16 protein-coding genes are annotated in these 15,872 nt (G+C 60.5%); 7 read left to right on the forward strand and 9 right to left on the reverse strand.

The features are described 5' to 3' along the window. Positions 1-142: 142 nt before the first annotated feature. The 9 genes from FN060_RS18470 to FN060_RS18510 form a co-directional block, all read right to left on the reverse strand. On the reverse strand, positions 143-643 hold the full coding sequence (locus tag FN060_RS18470) for a hypothetical protein (RefSeq protein WP_142589440.1): 501 nt from the start codon (positions 641-643) through the stop codon (positions 143-145). 66 nt (positions 644-709) lie between these two features. Next, positions 710-856, reverse strand: coding sequence for a cbb3-type cytochrome oxidase assembly protein CcoS (gene ccoS / locus FN060_RS18475; protein ID WP_077548895.1), 147 nt, complete (start codon positions 854-856; stop codon positions 710-712). A gap of 82 nt (positions 857-938) precedes the next feature. Continuing rightward, complete coding sequence (locus FN060_RS18480) at positions 939-1,778, reverse strand: DUF2189 domain-containing protein (protein ID WP_142589442.1); 840 nt, start codon at positions 1,776-1,778, stop codon at positions 939-941. 18 nt (positions 1,779-1,796) lie between these two features. Next, positions 1,797-1,973, reverse strand: coding sequence for a hypothetical protein (locus FN060_RS18485; protein WP_183949798.1), 177 nt, complete (start codon positions 1,971-1,973; stop codon positions 1,797-1,799). Further along, positions 1,973-2,854, reverse strand: coding sequence for a cytochrome-c oxidase, cbb3-type subunit III (ccoP, locus tag FN060_RS18490; RefSeq protein ID WP_142589443.1), 882 nt, complete (start codon positions 2,852-2,854; stop codon positions 1,973-1,975). The genes FN060_RS18485 and ccoP overlap by 1 nt, the downstream gene beginning before the upstream one ends. Next, positions 2,845-3,015, reverse strand: coding sequence for a cbb3-type cytochrome c oxidase subunit 3 (locus FN060_RS18495; protein ID WP_077548898.1), 171 nt, complete (start codon positions 3,013-3,015; stop codon positions 2,845-2,847). Before FN060_RS18495 ends, ccoP begins: the two co-directional genes overlap by 10 nt. Before the next feature lie 18 nt (positions 3,016-3,033). After that, positions 3,034-3,786: a cytochrome-c oxidase, cbb3-type subunit II gene (gene ccoO, locus FN060_RS18500; protein WP_142589445.1), complete on the reverse strand. Its 753-nt coding sequence runs from the start codon at positions 3,784-3,786 to the stop codon at positions 3,034-3,036. A 5-nt stretch (positions 3,787-3,791) separates the two neighbouring features. Continuing rightward, positions 3,792-5,438: a cytochrome-c oxidase, cbb3-type subunit I gene (gene ccoN, locus FN060_RS18505; RefSeq protein WP_183949817.1), complete on the reverse strand. Its 1,647-nt coding sequence runs from the start codon at positions 5,436-5,438 to the stop codon at positions 3,792-3,794. A gap of 415 nt (positions 5,439-5,853) precedes the next feature. Beyond that, positions 5,854-6,693, reverse strand: a complete 840-nt coding sequence (locus tag FN060_RS18510; protein ID WP_142589449.1) for a ferritin-like domain-containing protein — start codon at positions 6,691-6,693, stop codon at positions 5,854-5,856. 210 nt (positions 6,694-6,903) lie between these two features. Between FN060_RS18510 and FN060_RS18515 the strand changes: the two genes are divergently transcribed. The 7 genes from FN060_RS18515 to FN060_RS18545 are packed head-to-tail and all read left to right on the forward strand — an operon-like array spanning position 6,904 to position 15,741. Then, the gene (locus tag FN060_RS18515) at positions 6,904-9,150 is read left to right on the forward strand and encodes a NosR/NirI family protein (protein ID WP_244665854.1); all 2,247 of its coding nucleotides are present in this window, start codon (positions 6,904-6,906) and stop codon (positions 9,148-9,150) included. A 21-nt stretch (positions 9,151-9,171) separates the two neighbouring features. Further along, positions 9,172-11,091: a TAT-dependent nitrous-oxide reductase gene (gene nosZ / locus FN060_RS18520; protein ID WP_142589453.1), complete on the forward strand. Its 1,920-nt coding sequence runs from the start codon at positions 9,172-9,174 to the stop codon at positions 11,089-11,091. 41 nt (positions 11,092-11,132) lie between these two features. Next, entirely contained in the window at positions 11,133-12,458 is a 1,326-nt protein-coding gene (locus FN060_RS18525) for a nitrous oxide reductase family maturation protein NosD (RefSeq protein WP_425312186.1), read from the forward strand. After that, positions 12,455-13,366: an ABC transporter ATP-binding protein gene (locus tag FN060_RS18530; protein ID WP_142589455.1), complete on the forward strand. Its 912-nt coding sequence runs from the start codon at positions 12,455-12,457 to the stop codon at positions 13,364-13,366. Before FN060_RS18525 ends, FN060_RS18530 begins: the two co-directional genes overlap by 4 nt. Next, the gene (locus tag FN060_RS18535; RefSeq protein WP_142589457.1) at positions 13,363-14,190 is read left to right on the forward strand and encodes an ABC transporter permease; all 828 of its coding nucleotides are present in this window, start codon (positions 13,363-13,365) and stop codon (positions 14,188-14,190) included. Before FN060_RS18530 ends, FN060_RS18535 begins: the two co-directional genes overlap by 4 nt. After that, positions 14,187-14,753: a nitrous oxide reductase accessory protein NosL gene (locus FN060_RS18540; protein ID WP_142589459.1), complete on the forward strand. Its 567-nt coding sequence runs from the start codon at positions 14,187-14,189 to the stop codon at positions 14,751-14,753. The genes FN060_RS18535 and FN060_RS18540 overlap by 4 nt, the downstream gene beginning before the upstream one ends. Further along, a complete protein-coding gene (locus FN060_RS18545; RefSeq protein ID WP_142589461.1) occupies positions 14,746-15,741 on the forward strand; it encodes an FAD:protein FMN transferase in 996 nt (331 codons plus the stop codon). The genes FN060_RS18540 and FN060_RS18545 overlap by 8 nt, the downstream gene beginning before the upstream one ends. The last annotated feature ends 131 nt before the right edge of the window (positions 15,742-15,872 follow it).

The following is a 15,872-nucleotide window of genomic DNA, read 5'->3' on the forward strand; positions in this document are numbered from 1 at the left end:
CTACCCGGAAGTACGCCCTATGTCCTCTGAGGCGGAAGCCAGGCCGATACTTTCCTCGAGACGCCTGGCCGAGGACATGATTACAGTCGTTCCCACAGCGAGGGATTATCTTCGGAAGCGATGGAGATGACCGCCGTTGCGACTATGGACTATCATCCTCAGGAACGGCGAAGGCGCCCCCCGCGGAGCGCAGGATCTCCGCAATGCTATCGGAGTTCCCAGCCGCTTTGACGGCGACCAGGGTACCTCCAGCGCGCAACCCCTCCGTATAGAAGTGCGCCTCTTTTTCCGGAGCACCGCTGGTGCGTAAGATGTCATAGACGCTTGCGGCCGTTGCGCCCGCTACGACGCCCGCCGAGGCTCCGGCAAGGCTTGTGGCAAGCCATCCCAGCACTCCCACAAGGCCCAGGCCCGAGACAGGCATGAGAGCAAGCCCGGCGACGAGACCGAGAGCTCCACCTCCGACGGCACCGATACTGGCTCCGGCTGTCGTGCTTTCGATAGGGTCGATGTCGGTTGTTAGGTGTTCGCTCTGATTGGAAATGATACTGATATCCTCCTCCGGGACGCCAGAAGAGGAAAGTTTTTCAGCAGCCAGTTGGGCGGCTTCAAGATCCTTGAACAGAGCGGCTACCGTTGGCATCGGATCCTCCACGACGATCTATCACGATAAGCTAAGACGATGCTGCTCCCTTCAAGGCCTTTATTCCTACTCATCCTCGTCATCCAGGAGGACGCGAACGGCTGCGCCATCAAGATCCTCATACTGGCCATCCTTCATCGACCACAGGAAGGCGCCAAGGCCAACCGCTCCCATGAGGATCGAGATCGGGACGAGAACCAGGAAAAGGCTCATTGCAGGCTACCTTCTGTTGCGGTCGTCGATGCCGTGTGGGTATCCCTCAAACGGGAATGATCCCGTGGGGCCTACGGTTCCCTCACTTGAGCGGCGCATCATCATGGGCAGCTCCTCCGGCCATCTCCCTATAGGCGTGCCAGGTGGCGTGACCGAGCAAGGGGAAGACGATGACCAACCCCGCCAATCCAGTCGCCAGGCAGGCCAGGAACAGGCTCAGCACGATCGCGCCCCAGGCCAGCATCGGCTTTAGATTGTTCCAGACCAGCGCCATGCTGATCCCCATGGCGGTCAGGCTATCCACCCGCCTGTCGAGAAGCATCGGGATCGAGAACACGCTCACGCCGAAGGCAAAGCCGGCAAACAGCGAACCGACGAAGCCGCCCACCAGAAGCATGGCCCAGCCCGTCGGCGTCGTCAGCAAGACCGGCACGATCTGCGAGAAACCGAGGAACGGACTTACCCCGAAAAACAGCGCATAGATCAGAACCGCCGATCTCATCCAGAGTAGAAACAACAAAACGAGGAGCAGACCGGTGAAGAAAATGTGCGCCCCGGTTTCCACACGGATGAGCAGCATCCGCCGGGCGCTGATCCGTTCACCCGCCTCGGTGGCGCGGCTCTTGGCGTAGAGCCCCGCAGCCAGCAGAGGCGCGATGATCAGAAACCCGGCCATGGCCGGAAACAGATAGTAGTCCCGCTGGCCGACAAACAGCAGCCACACGAAAACCACCGACAGGAGGAAAACCCCAAGGCCGTAGCCCAAGCTCAGTACCGGCTGTATCCATAGATCGGACCAGCCTCTTGAAAGCCATTGCAGAGGCGCGTGCGCAGACAGGTTCCTCTTGAAGAGGGGATTGCGCGTTTCCTCGATCGTCGAGGTCTCGCTGAGGAGCCCATAGGTTTTGCCAGGCGTCTTCATTCGTCTCTCCCTGAAGGGCTAACAGGCAGATTTTGCTGCACGATACTCGCCCTCACCCGATCCTGCCGTTTTCAGATGGCTTACACAGCCCGGGTCACTCGCGACTGCAATGTAGACAAGATGGGCGTTGGCGGCGACGAAGACGGCAACCGCAATCCCAACCAGCGTCCACAGTGGCCATTGACGCGCAGACATCAGCGTTTCTCCAGGGCCAGGTCGTTCACATAGAGCGCAAGCGTCTTTATCTCGACTTCGGTCAGTCGCTCGTCCCATGTCGGCATATGCCCGCGGCGGCCGCCATGGATCGTGGTGATCAGCGTCTGCATGTCGCCACCATAGACCCAGTAATCATCGGCCAGATTGGGGGCTCCCATGTCTTGGCTGCCGCCGGCATCTTCTCCGTGGCAGGCAGCGCAAGTCGAAAGGAAAACCTCCCTGCCCGCCTGTATCTCCGTCGCATTCTGCGGCGTGGAGGTCTCTGGATTGGTGAGCGAGTGAACATACAGGGCCACCTGCCGGACCTCGGTGCGGTCAAGCATCTGGTCGCGTCCGAAGGCAGGCATTTCCGCCACTCTTGTTTCATCATGGGCTGCATTGATACCGACGCGAAGGGTCTCTGCTATGTTCTCCGCGCCCCCGCCCCAGAGCCAGTCGTCATCGGTCAGGTCCGGATAGTTGAACCGTCCCGTGCCGTCGGTGCCATGACAGGCCGCGCAGTTGTCGCCGAACAATTGGCGACCGGAGGCGCGGACAAACTCCATGAGGGATTCGTCGGCAATGATCTCGTCATAGCTGCGCGTTTCGATGGCTGCCGTCCATTGCGCGCGAGCGGTCTGGCTCTGAGCGAGATCCTCTTCGATCCTCTGCCGCTGGTCGGTGCCCAGCACGCCTTTCGTATAGGTCGTGCCAAGCGGCCATGTCGGCATCAGGATCCACCAAAGCAGGGCGAACAGATGCGTCACGACCAGGAAGATCAGGACGCCGCGCGGCACCGGTGTGTCCAGCTCCTTGATGCCGTTCCATTCGTGACCGGTCGTCTTTCGACCGCTGACGGGATCGACTTCCTCTACGTCCATGGCCTGTCTTCCTTGTCGAGAATGTCCTTCTTGGCCTTGTCAAATCGCTTCTTGTTCGAGGGCCAGAAGGTGTAGATCAGGACACCGACCGCAAAGGCGATGAGATAGAAAAGCCCCCAGCTCTTGGAGAAGAAAACGAGTGTGTCATGGTCGAGGTCCATGGAATCCTCCATTTTCCGTCAGTTGCTTGCGTCCGGAGGCAATTCCTCCGCAGCCGTTCCCTGGTAGGCGGCGTCGGTAAGGCGTCCAAGCACCTGAAGGTAGGCCACCAGAGCATCCATCTCGGTCACCTGCGTCGTCACCCCGTCGAAGGTACTGACCTGCGTCCGTTCGCCGTAGCGTTCGGTCACGCCTGAGGCGAAGTCTGTGTCTGGCGACGCCTGACCATAGGCGTCCCGAGCAGCATTTTCGACCATCTCATCAGTATAAGGCACACCCAGCGCCTGCTGGGCCTTCAGGTGAAGCCCGAGATCCTCGAGGTCGAGCTCGTTCTGCGCAAGCCAGGGATAGGCAGGCATGTTGGATTCAGGCACTACCTCGCGAGGATTGGTCAGATGCGCCACGTGCCAGAAATCGGAATACTTGCCGCCGATCCGCGCCAGGTCCGGGCCAGTGCGTTTCGAGCCCCATAGCATTGGCCGATCGTACTTGGACTCGACAGCCAGAGAATAAGGGCCATAGCGCTCCACATCGTCCCTGAGCGTGCGGATCATCTGGCTATGGCAGGCATAGCAGCCCTCGCGGACGTAGATGTTTCTCCCTGCGAGCTCGAGTGGAGTGTAGAGGCGCATATCGGGAACGTCCTCGACAGTCTCGTCTATGGTGAACAGCGGCGCGATCTCGACGATGCCGCCAACGCTGGCAGCAGCGATGATGGCAAAGACAAATCCGAGTGCGGACCGCTCCAGCTTCCGGTGAAAGAGCTCTCTCATCGTGATTACTCCGCTGGGGTCACTGGCGAGACAGGACCATCGACGACAGGCAGATCCTGTTCAGCGCGTGAGACGGGTGCTCCCCGCGCCGTCATCCAGATGTTGTACGAACCGATGATCGCCCCGATCAGGAAGAGCAGGCCGCCGAATGTACGCGCGATGTAGTAGGGATACATCGCCACCAGGGAGTCGATGAAGGAATACGTGAGAGTGTTCTGCTCGGTGTAGGTCCGCCACATCAGGCCTTGGATGATACCGGAGTTCCACATTGCGAAGATGTAGATCAGCGTCCCGGCAAGGGCGAGCCAGAAATGAGCCTCCACCAGCATCGAGGAATACATTCGCTCCCGACGCCACAGGCTAGGGACGAGGGTGTAAAGAGCCCCGAACGTGATCATGGCGACCCAACCGAGAACGCCCGCATGGACGTGACCCACGGTCCAGTCGGTGTAATGGGACAGAGAGTTCACGGGCCGGATCGCAAGGAACGAACCTTCGAACGTGGAGAGGCCGTAGAAGATAGCCGCGATGAACATGAACCGGAGAGTGGCATCATCGCGAACCTTGTGCCAAGCACCATTCAAGGTCAGAAGTGCGTTGCCCGCGGAGGCCCAGGAGGGGACGAGCAACATGACCGAGAAGGTCATCCCAAGGTTCTGAACCCAATGTGGAAGCGCCGTATAGTGCAAGTGGTGCGAGCCCACCCACATGTAGAAGAATGTGATCCCCCAGAAGCTCAGGATCGAAAGCCGGTAGGAGAAGATCGGCCGATCCGCACGCTTGGGAAGATAATAATACAGCATGGCCAGAAAGCCTGCCGTGAGAAAGAATGCCACGGCATTGTGCCCATACCACCATTGAACCATCGCATCCTGAACACCGGGCCAGACCGTGTAGCTCTTTGCATGACTGAGCGAAATCGGGATCGCGATGTTGTTGACGATGTGCAGCATCGCGACGACCAGGATGAAGGCCATGTAGTACCAGTTGGCCACATAGATGTGCGGCTCCTTCCGGCGCGCGAGGGTGCGTATGTAGAGAACGAAGTAGGTGACCCAGACAATAACCAGCCAGAGATCGGCATACCATTCCGCCTCGGCATATTCCTTGGACTGGGTAACACCCATGAGATAGCCGGTAACCGCTACCAGGCAGAAGAGATTGTAGCCGAAGAGGACGAACCAGGGGCTGAACTGGTCTGCCAGTCGCGCTCGCGACGTCCGCTGGACGACGTGGAATGAGGTTGCAATGAGGGCATTGCCCCCAAATCCGAAGATGACGCCCGTCGTGTGGGCGGGCCTGATCCTTCCAAAGCTCGTCCACGACGTATCGAAGTTCAACGACGGCCAGGCAAGTTGCGCGGCTGCCCAGACGCCGACGAACATGCCGAAGACGGCCCAGATCATCGTGAAGACAATGCCCACCTTGATCGGATCATCGTAATATTTCGACAGACGCTCTGGATGCGGCTCCGGCTCGAAGAGCGACGACAGCAGCCGCGCCAAAAGCACGCCGCTGCACAAGAGAACGACAACGCCGTGTATGCCGAGCGGATCGAAGCGGCCTGCGGCTGCCATGGCGATACCGATGATCACCAGCGCTATCAGGATAACAACCGAAAGCTGTCTTTCTCCGGCAGTTAGTTGTCCGATCATCCTCGGCCCTCCCCTTCCTGCTTGCGGGCGGTCCCTTCGCCCCTTTCGTCTCAACTAGAACAAGCCATGCGACGGACAACCCTTGATCTGCGACTCTGGGTCAAGTCGCCGCAGAGCCATTCGCTCCGAAGGTCTCCGACGGAGATCCCAACCGCCCGAACCACCTTTCCTCCTTCGCATGATCGGCGAGATCCTGGATCGAGGCAATATGAGTGGTAGCGTCCGCGACTCTCCCTTTCTCGAACCGGCCAGCGGTGCCGCGATTGCTAAATTCGGTTGAAAGTGCCCACCCACCACGTCGTGTCAACCAAGGCTTACCGTGCTGGACTCAGCCGCTGAGGGGCTGGATGGATGTGGAGGCAACGAAGCAAGCTAGAAGTTCGTGGCATGCCGCGTACCGGCAGCGGGTGCCTCACGGAATTTTCCGAACCGCGTACAAGGTCCTCAGGACGGCTCCAGCAGCCTCCTGCAAGGACTGCTGTCTGTCGCCATCGGTTGCCTGCTCGGCAAGCAGAAGGTAGCTGTCCAGAAGGAATTCACATAGCGGCACGAGCCTGTCGCTTATGCCGGAAGGTGCGGCCGGGACAGCGCCAGATTGTATCGCCCCTGTGGCGACAGCCGTGCTTCTCTCTTGCGCGCTGTCCGCGAGAGCCTGCAACTCGGTCGCGTCTTCAGCAGGCGCTTGCCGTGCTTTCTCCCTCAGCTTTACGGAAAGCTCAAGCTCCAGCGCACCGATGTCGGCGCCTTGGGATCTGATCGCGGATGAGCGCAGGCTGTGAAACGCCTTGCGACGTTCACGCCTTAGGGTTGCGACATGCCCCAGTTCTTCCCTGGCCATGCGCTCCGCCGCAGCCTTTATCTCTTCCGAGGGCGCATGTGCTGCAACATAGGTCCAGAATACGAAAGCCCGCTCTTCATTGCGAACCGCCATGGAGAAGGCCTTGTACGCGTCCAGCAGCTCCGGCGCCACGAGCGCCGCTCCCTCATCATCGAACAAGGGCTCATCCAGCGTTCGAGCAGGAGTGGACGGAGAACCAACTGCCTCCTGCCAGCGAGCGACGCTGTCGAGGTGGCTGGTCTCCTCGGCGATCAGTTTTTCGAAAACCGATGCCAGATCCGGCCGATTTTCCCTTTGCATGCGAAGGCAAAGAGATCGGTAGCCTTCGATCGCCTCCTGCTCCATTGCGCGCGCCAGGGCCAGCACCTCATCCAGTGATGCGACCTTCCAGGGCTCCTGCTCGCGACGGCTCATCTTTCCTCCAGTGCCTTGAACAATCGTTTCGAAGCCTAGATCATGAAAGAGCATATTGGCCCGCTTATTGATGTGGATCAACGTTCCCCTCCCCAAGGCGCATAAACACGGGGATGGTTACGATGAAAAGACGATGAGGTTGGTGTGGCGGCACGAGCGAATTTGCTGAACGGCCTTTGCAGACTATCAGCCGCAGTAGCAGTCCTTCTCTTGGCATTGCTTCTTGGTCTTCATGCCGTTCCTCCGGCCCATGCCGCAGGCCAACTTGGCACGTTCCTGGACAAGGTCGAGCCGGGTGAGCTCTTCGAAGGAGCGGATCGGTTCGGGGAGTTGAGCGGAGACCCGCCCATCGTGCCGGTCATGCGCGGCGACGATATCCTGGGCTATGCCTATCTAAACTCCGACTTCACGAGTTCTATCGGCTATTCTGGCAAGCCCATCCACATCGTCGTCGGCATCGACACGCAAGGCGTGATCCGCGGCTTCAAGCTGGTCGACCACAAGGAGCCCATCGTCCTTATCGGCATACCAGAGGCGAAGGTGATTGCCTCGATGAATGCGCTTATCGATAAGGATATGGGGCGCGTCGCGTCCGGCGCCGAACGGCCGCCTCAGGTGGACATCGTGAGCGGAGCGACGGTGACGGTCCTTGTCATGGGAGACAGTGTCTCCCGCGCAGCAGTCCAGCTTATCCGCAGCAACCGTCTCGGGGTCGAGATCACACCTGGCGCCGCGGCAGCCGCCGAAATTCGCAAGCTCGACCTGTCCAAGTCCGACATCGCCGACTGGCAGACGCTTCTCGGCGACGGCTCTGTCCGCAGCCTGCGCATGACGGTCGGCGAGGTGACGCAGGCGTTCCGCGACGCGGGGCAGACGATCGCCGCAGACAAGCCGGAAACGCGCAATCCCGACGACAGCTTCATCGATCTCTATCTGGCGCCGGTAAGCGTGCCATCCATCGGCCGTTCGCTGCTCGGCGATGTGGCCTATGAGCGGCTGGCCGGCAGACTGCAGCCGGGCCAAGCGGCGATCCTCGTTGCGGGGGACGGCGCCTATTCGTTCAAGGGCTCCGGCTACGTCCGCGGCGGCATTTTTGACCGGATCGAACTTCTGCAGAATGGCCAGGGCCTGCGTTTTCGGGATCGCGACCATACGCGCATTCCGGCGCTCGCCGCCGATGGTGCGCCGCGGCTTCGGGAGATCGCCCTTTTCGTGGTCCCCTCCGAATTTGCCTTTGACGTCACCCAACCCTTCGAACTGCAGATGCTGGTGCAGCGCAACGCCGAAGGCAGAAACAAGTCCGTGCTGAACTACAATCTCGGCTACGCCCTGCCGGACAAGTACGTGACAATTGAAACGCCGCCGTCGCCGGTTCCACCGACAGAACCTGCAGCGCAACCGACGGAAAGTGCCGCCGGTGCTCCCCCCGCCGGCGACCTCCTGACGGACCAGCAGATCGCCGATGGCCAGCCGCTGTGGATGCGGATGTGGGACATGAACCGCGTGAAGATCGCCATCACGATCGTGGCACTACTCGTCCTGACCGGCATCTTCTTCTTCCAGGACTGGCTGGTGAAACGGCCGACGCTCTTTGCCTGGATTCGCCGCAGCTACCTGCTGTTCACCCTCGTATGGCTCGGCTGGTATGCCAATGCGCAGCTGTCGGTGGTGAATGTCCTTACCTTCGTGAACTCGTTGATTACGGGCTTCAACTGGGAATTCTTCCTGTCTGCCCCGCTGATCTTCATTCTCTGGGCAGCGGTGGCCGCCGGCCTGCTGTTCTGGGGCCGCGGACCGTTCTGTGGCTGGCTTTGCCCGTTCGGCGCGCTTCAGGAACTGACGAACAACATCGCGCAATGGCTGAAGGTACCGCAACTACGCCTGCCTTGGGGGCTGCACGAGCGGCTATGGCCGATCAAGTACATCATCTTCCTCGGCCTGTTCGGCCTGTCGCTCTATTCGATTGCGCTGGCGGAGGTCTTCGCCGAAGTAGAGCCGTTCAAGACGGCCATCATTCTCAAGTTCGCACGGGAATGGCCGTTCGTGATCTTCGCCCTCACCATGCTGGCGGCCGGCCTGTTCATCGAGCGCTTCTACTGCCGCTACCTGTGCCCGTTGGGCGCGGCTCTCGCGATTCCGGGGCGCATCCGCATGTTCGAATGGCTGAAGCGGTGGCCGGAATGCGGCTCCCCCTGCCAGCGCTGCGCAAAGGAATGTCCCGTCCAGTCCATCCATCCGGAGGGCCAGATCAACGTCAACGAGTGCATCTACTGCATGCACTGCCAGGAACTCTACCACGACGACCAGCGCTGTCCGCACATGATCCAGGTGCGGCTCAAGCGAGAGAAATTCATGGCGCTTTCGACGCCGGCATCTCGGGGCGAGAAGCCTGCCAAGACCGTCGTGACTCACAGGGGCGCTCCAATCGAACGGACGTCTGAAGTTCAACCCGAGTAACGACCTAAGGAGAGGGAAGTTATGTCTACAGAAGAAAACAAGATGCGCCTCAGCCGGCGCCAGATGCTGGGATCGGCAGCTTTTGCCGCCGCCGCGGGATCCGCCACTGTTGGGGGCGCTCTCAGCCTCACCGCGGGATCCGCCACACCGGCCGCCGCGCAAGCAGCCGGCGACAACAGCTACGAGGTAAAGCCCGGCGAGCTCGATGAATACTACACATTCTTCTCGAGTGGCCAGACGGGTGAAGTGCGTGTGGTCGGCCTGCCGTCCATGCGAGAATTGATGCGCATTCCGGTCTTCAACCGCTGCAGTGCGACCGGTTGGGGACAGACGAACGAAAGCCGCAAGGTCCTGACCGAGGGACTGCTGCCCGAGGACGTCGAATTCCTGAAGGATCAGGGCGGCATCTTCCTGAACGGCGACCTTCACCATCCGCATCCGTCCCAGACGGACGGCACCTATGATGGCCGCTACCTCTATGCCAACGACAAGGCGAACACGCGCGTCTGCCGCATTCGTCTCGACGTCATGAAGTGCGACAAGATCATCCAACTGCCGAACCAGCATACGGTTCATGGCCTGCGCGTGCAGAAGTATCCGAAGACCGGCTACGTCTTTGCCAATGGCGAAGATCGCGTGCCGATCCCGAACGACGGCAAGATCCTCGGCGACCACAAGCAGTATCATGCGATCTTCACCGCCATTGACGGCGAGACGATGAAGGTTGCCTGGCAGGTGATGGTGGATGGCAACCTCGACAACGTCGATGCCGACTACCAGGGCAAGTACTGCTTCGCGACGTGCTACAATTCCGAGGAAGGCGTCAATCTCGCCGAGATGATGGGCAACGAACAGGACTGGATCGTCGTCTTCAACCTGAAGCGCATCGAGGAAGCGGTCGCCAAGGGTGACTACACGGAAATGGGTGGCGTGCCGGTCATCGATGGTCGCAAGGGCTCGCCCTATACCCGCTATATCCCGGTCTCGAACAGCCCGCACGGCATCAATACGGCTCCCGATGGCATCCACGTGGTTGCCAACGGCAAGCTGTCGCCGACCGTCACGGTCTTCGACGTCCGCAAGTTTGATGATCTTTTCGAGGACAAGATCCAGCCGCGCGATTGCGTCGTTGCCGAGCCGGAACTGGGCCTCGGGCCGCTACACACCGCTTATGATGGCAAGGGCAATGCTTACACCACCCTGTTCATCGACAGCCAGGTGTGCAAGTGGAACATCGAGGACGCCAAGAAGGCCTATGCCGGCGAGAAGGTCGATCCGATCCGCCAGAAGCTCGATGTCCACTACCAGCCGGGCCACAACCACACCTCCATGGGACAGACCAAGGAAGCAGACGGCAAGTGGCTGATTTCGCTCAACAAGTTCTCCAAGGATCGCTACCTCAACGTCGGTCCGCTGAAGCCGGAGAACGACCAGTTGATCGATATTTCCGGCGATGAGATGGTGATCGTCCATGATGGCCCGTCCTTCGCGGAACCACATGACGCCACCATCGTCCATGCCTCGAAGATCAATCCGGTGCATGTCTGGGATCGTAACGACCCGTTCTTCGCGGATGCGGTAAAGCAGGCAGAAGCGGACGGTATTGACCTGATGATGGACAGTGAGGTCATCCGCGACGGTAACAAGGTTCGCGTCTACATGACGTCGGCCGCACCCGCCTTCGGACTGGAAGAGTTCACCGTCAAGCAGGGTGATGAGGTTACCGTTTACGTGACCAACATCGATGAGGTGGAAGACCTGACCCATGGCTTCGCCATCATCAACTACGGCGTCAACATGGAGATCGGTCCTCAGGCGACGTCATCCGTGACCTTCAAGGCCACCAAGCCCGGTGTCTGGTGGTACTATTGCTCCTGGTTCTGCCATGCCATGCACATGGAGATGAAGGGCCGCATGCTCGTCGAGCCGCAAGCGGCATGATGATCCGTCGATCATTGATAATATCCGGGATGGCGGCCTTCATGGCCGCCCTTCCAGTCGTGGTCGTCGCAGGAGAACGCGTCGTCTCCCCGACAGACAGACATTTGCAGGAGATCGTCGCCGAGGCAGCCCCCGGGGATGTCATCACACTTCAGGCCGGTGACTACTCAGGTCCGGTTGTCATCGACAAGCCGCTCGTGCTGGCAGGCAAAGCTGGCGCAACGGTGACCGGCAACGGCAGGGGAAGTGTCATCGCCATCACGGCACCGGATGTGACCGTCCGCGGACTCTCGGTTACAGGCTCCGGCATGGACCTGACCCTTCGCGATTCCGGCATATATGCCGACAAGACAGCAACGGGTGCCATCATCGAAGACAACACCGTCACTGGCAACATGTTCGGCATCTATCTCTACGGCGCGGTCGATTCCATCGCCCGCAACAACAAGGTCGTAGGACTGAAATCCGGACGGATGAGCCAGGCCGGCAGCGGCGTGACAGTGTGGAACGCGCCTGGCGCCAAGGTCATCGGAAACGACATCAGCTTCGGTCGTGACGGCATTGCGACAACCGCCAGCAAGAAGAATGTCTTCAGCGGCAACCACTTCTCGAACCTGCGTTTCGGCATCCACTACATGTATACCAATGACAGCGTCGTCAGCGACAACGTTTCGACCGGCAACTCCGTGGGTTATGCGATCATGTTCTCCAACCGGTTGGAGATCACCGGGAACATCTCGGATGGCGACCGCGACCACGGGCTCCTGCTCAACTCGGCAAACAATTCCGACATTCGCGAAAACGTCGTGATCGGTCGGATGCAACCGATCGACCGCTGGCTCTCCGCCGGCGTCCAGTCCGGCGAGCACGGCGTGCCGCAATCCGACGAAGAGGTCGACACCTCCGAGGGCGAGCGCCTTGGCCCGGAAAAATGTGTCTTTATGTACAACGCGAACCGCAACCACTTCACGGACAACCGTTTCGAAGGCTGCTCGATTGGAATCCACTTCACCGCCGGCTCCGAGGGCAACACCGTGAGCGGCAATGCCTTCATCGCCAACCGCAACCAGGTCAAGTATGTTGGCACGAGGTATATCGACTGGTCGAGTGAGGGACGCGGCAACTACTGGAGCGACAACCCTGCCTTCGACCTGAACGGCGACGGCCTCGGCGACAATCCTTACCGTCCGAACGATCTGATCGACCGCGTCCTGTGGACCTCGCCTCAGGCGAAGGTACTTACCACCAGTCCCGCGGTTCAGGTCATCCGGTGGGCGCAGTCGCAGTTTCCTGCCCTCTTGCCGGGCGGAGTGGTGGACAGCCACCCTCTCATGGCTCCGCCCGCGGGCAAGAAAGTAGTGCAATGACGATGACAGTTAAAATCGACGAGGTGTCCAAGCGTTACGGCAAGGTCGAAGCCGTCAAGAACGTCGCCTTCGACCTCAATGTCGGCGAGACGATTGCCCTCGTCGGCCACAACGGGGCAGGAAAGACCACGCTGATCAAGCTGATGCTCGGCCTCATCCGTCCCACCGACGGGCAGGTTCGGGTGCTCGGCGAGGATCCGGCCCGGGGCGATTTCGAGGTCCGGCAGAGGCTCGGCTATTTGCCCGAGAGTGTCTCCTTCCATCTCGCCCTGACGGGACGGGAAACGCTTTCCTTCTACGCTCGACTGAAGCGGGTCGACGTCTCGGAGGCCGATATGCTGTTCGAGCGCGTCGGCCTCACACCCGAAGCGGCAGACCGCCCGGTCCGTACCTATTCGAAAGGCATGCGGCAACGACTTGGGCTGGCGCAAGCACTCCTGGGAGAGCCGCGCGTCCTGCTCCTCGATGAACCAACCAGCGGTCTTGACCCGGCGCTTCGCCGCAGCTTCTATGATCTCGTTGCCGATCTTCGTGATCGAGGCGCGACGGTACTGCTGTCCTCGCACGCGCTGACCGAACTTGAGGGGCGGGCCGACCGTGTGATCATCGTCAACCGCGGCATCAAGATCGCCGATGGTACGCTCGACGAACTGCGTCGCATCGCGCGGCTCCCCACCCGGATCAGCATCCGGCTGGCAAACGGCAGGCCGGTACCCCCATGGGCGAACGGCGGCAGCCGCTGGAAGAGGAACGGGCAGACGCTGGAGGCGGACGTCCTCCCGGAGGACAAGATCGCCCTGCTGCACGACATTACCGCTCATCCCGATGAACTTGCGGATCTCGCCGTAGCGGAACCGACGCTCGACGATCTCTACGCACACTTCCTGAATGGGCAGGGGAAGGCATGACAAACATCCTCATAATCGCACGGAAGGAGATCCAGGAGGGCCTGCGCAACAGGTGGGTGCTTGCAACGACCCTTTTGCTCGCGGCTCTCGCCCTGACCCTGTCTTTCCTCGGCAGTGCGCCGACCGGCAACGTCGGCGTCAACCGGCTGGACGTCGTCATCGTCAGCCTTTCGAGCCTGACCATCTTTCTTGTTCCCCTGATCGCGCTTCTACTTTCACACGATGCGGTCGTGGGGGAAGCGGAGCGAGGCACGATGCTGCTGCTGCTCAGCTATCCGATCGGTCGCAGTGAGGTGATCCTCGGGAAGTTCCTGGGGCATCTCGCAATCCTTGCCTTCGCGACATTCTGCGGCTACGGCGCTGCGGCTCTGGCGATGAGCGGGACCGGTGCGGAGGTTGGATCGCAGAGCTGGATCGCCTTCGGCTTCATGGTGGGCTATTCGGTGCTGCTGGGGGCGATCTTCCTCGCCATCGGCTACCTTACCAGCACCCTGGCCAGCGAACGCAGCACGGCGGGCGGTATCGCCATCGGCATCTGGCTCTTCTTCGTGCTCATCTATGACATGGCGCTGCTCGGCGGTCTGGTTGCAGCACAAGGCCACGCCGTGCCGCCGCTGCTTCTGGATCTCCTGCTGGTCGCCAACCCCACCGACGCCTACCGCCTGCTCAACCTGGGAACCGGCAGCGCCGGAGCCCTCTCCGGGCTTGCCGGAATTGCAGAGAACAGTCGCCTTTCACCTCCCGTGTTGACGATTGCCTTGCTGGCTTGGACAATCGTGCCGCTTGCCGTCGCCAACCTGATCTTTTCCAGGAGAGAAGCATGAGGCTCCCGATCTTCGCTGCTGTCCTCGCGAGTTCGCTGGTACTGCTCTCCTGCAGCAAGGAGGAGGCAGAAGCTCCGCCGCCACCCTTTGCCCTGACCGAGGATGCAATGGGGCGATATTGCGGGATGAATGTACTCGAACATCCCGGCCCGAAAGGACAGATAATCCTCGAGCATACCCACGAGGCGATCTGGTTCTCGTCGGCGCGCGACACTCTCGCGTTCACGATGCTGCCGGAAGAGCCCCGTGACATCGCCGCGATCTATGTCTCGGACATGGGCAAGGCGCCGAGTTGGGAAGAACCCGGCGCCACGAACTGGGTGGACGCACGTCAGGCATTTTACGTGATCGACAGCACAGAGGTCGGCGGCATGGGCACAGCCGAAGCCGTTCCTTTCGCCAAAGAAACAGACGCACAGGCCTTCACCAAGCAACATGGCGGACGCATCGTCGCCTTTGATGGTGTTCCGCAGGACTATATCCTGGGATCCGATCCCGCGTCAGAGGCTGGTCCTGGACCGATCGACTTGGAGTCAAGTGAAGGGAACCATGATCATGGCTAAGCTGATCTCCCGCCGGCGAATGATCCTCGTCAGCGCCGCCGCCTGCGGACTACCGCTTGTTGACCGAACGATGGCGCATGCCGAAGCCAAACCAGTCATCTGGAAGGGACAAGCGCTGGGCGCGGTTGCAACACTTGTGCTCAACCATCCGGATCGCGCCAAGGCGGAGCAATTGATCGGCCAGGTCGTCAAGGAGGTCGCGCGCCTTGAAGCGATCTTCAGCCTTTATCGACCGGAGTCCGAACTCAGTCAGCTCAACCGGCTTGGCGCACTGGCCATGCCTTCGGAAGAACTCGTCGCATTGCTGGAGGCCAGCCGGCTGGTCTGGCAGGACACGGATGGCTTGTTCGACCCGACGATCCAGCCCTTGTGGACACTTCACGCCCGCCATTTCGCACAACCGGACGCCGATGCGACGGGGCCGTCGGCGGCGCAGATCAAGCGAGCACGCAGTCTTGTCGGCTTTGAAAAAGTCAGCTTCAACCGCGACCGGGTCGCTTTCGCCAAGCCGGACATGGGCTTGACGCTGAACGGCATCGCGCAGGGTTATATCGCCGACCGGATCGTCTCCCTCCTCCGCGAGGCCGGGATCACCAGCAGTCTCGTCGATATGGGAGAAATCAGTGCCATCGGACGTCGCGATGATGGCACTCCCTGGCAGGTCGGGCTTGCGGACACTCCAGGTGGGTTCACGGCAGGCGATATGGTGATACCGCTCGTTGACAAGGCACTCGCAACCTCAAGTCCCGATGGTTTCCGTTTCGATTCTGCAGCTAAGTTTGGCCACATACTCCACCCCCGCGCAACCTCCGTCACGCCGCCTTGCCGGCGCGTGACGACTATTTGCGGTAACGCGACCACCGCTGATGGCTACTCAACCGCTATGACGCTGATGGAGCCAGACCATATTCGCGATCTTGTCGCCAAACGGACGGGAATATCTGTCGATCTCGTTACGTCAGCGGGCGAACATATGCGGCTTGGTTGAACAAGGAGCCCTCCCGCGACAACGCAGGTCAAAGTGGCAAGCCCGCGGATGGAGGAGACGCACCTGCAGCAACCACCTGCTTTTGCAGGGCAAGCTCGGCAAATGCACAGCAACGGCTAGTGACGAACGCA

The sequence above is a fragment of the Pseudorhizobium halotolerans genome (genome assembly GCF_902153235.2).
Classification (GTDB): domain Bacteria; phylum Pseudomonadota; class Alphaproteobacteria; order Rhizobiales; family Rhizobiaceae; genus Neorhizobium; species Neorhizobium flavum.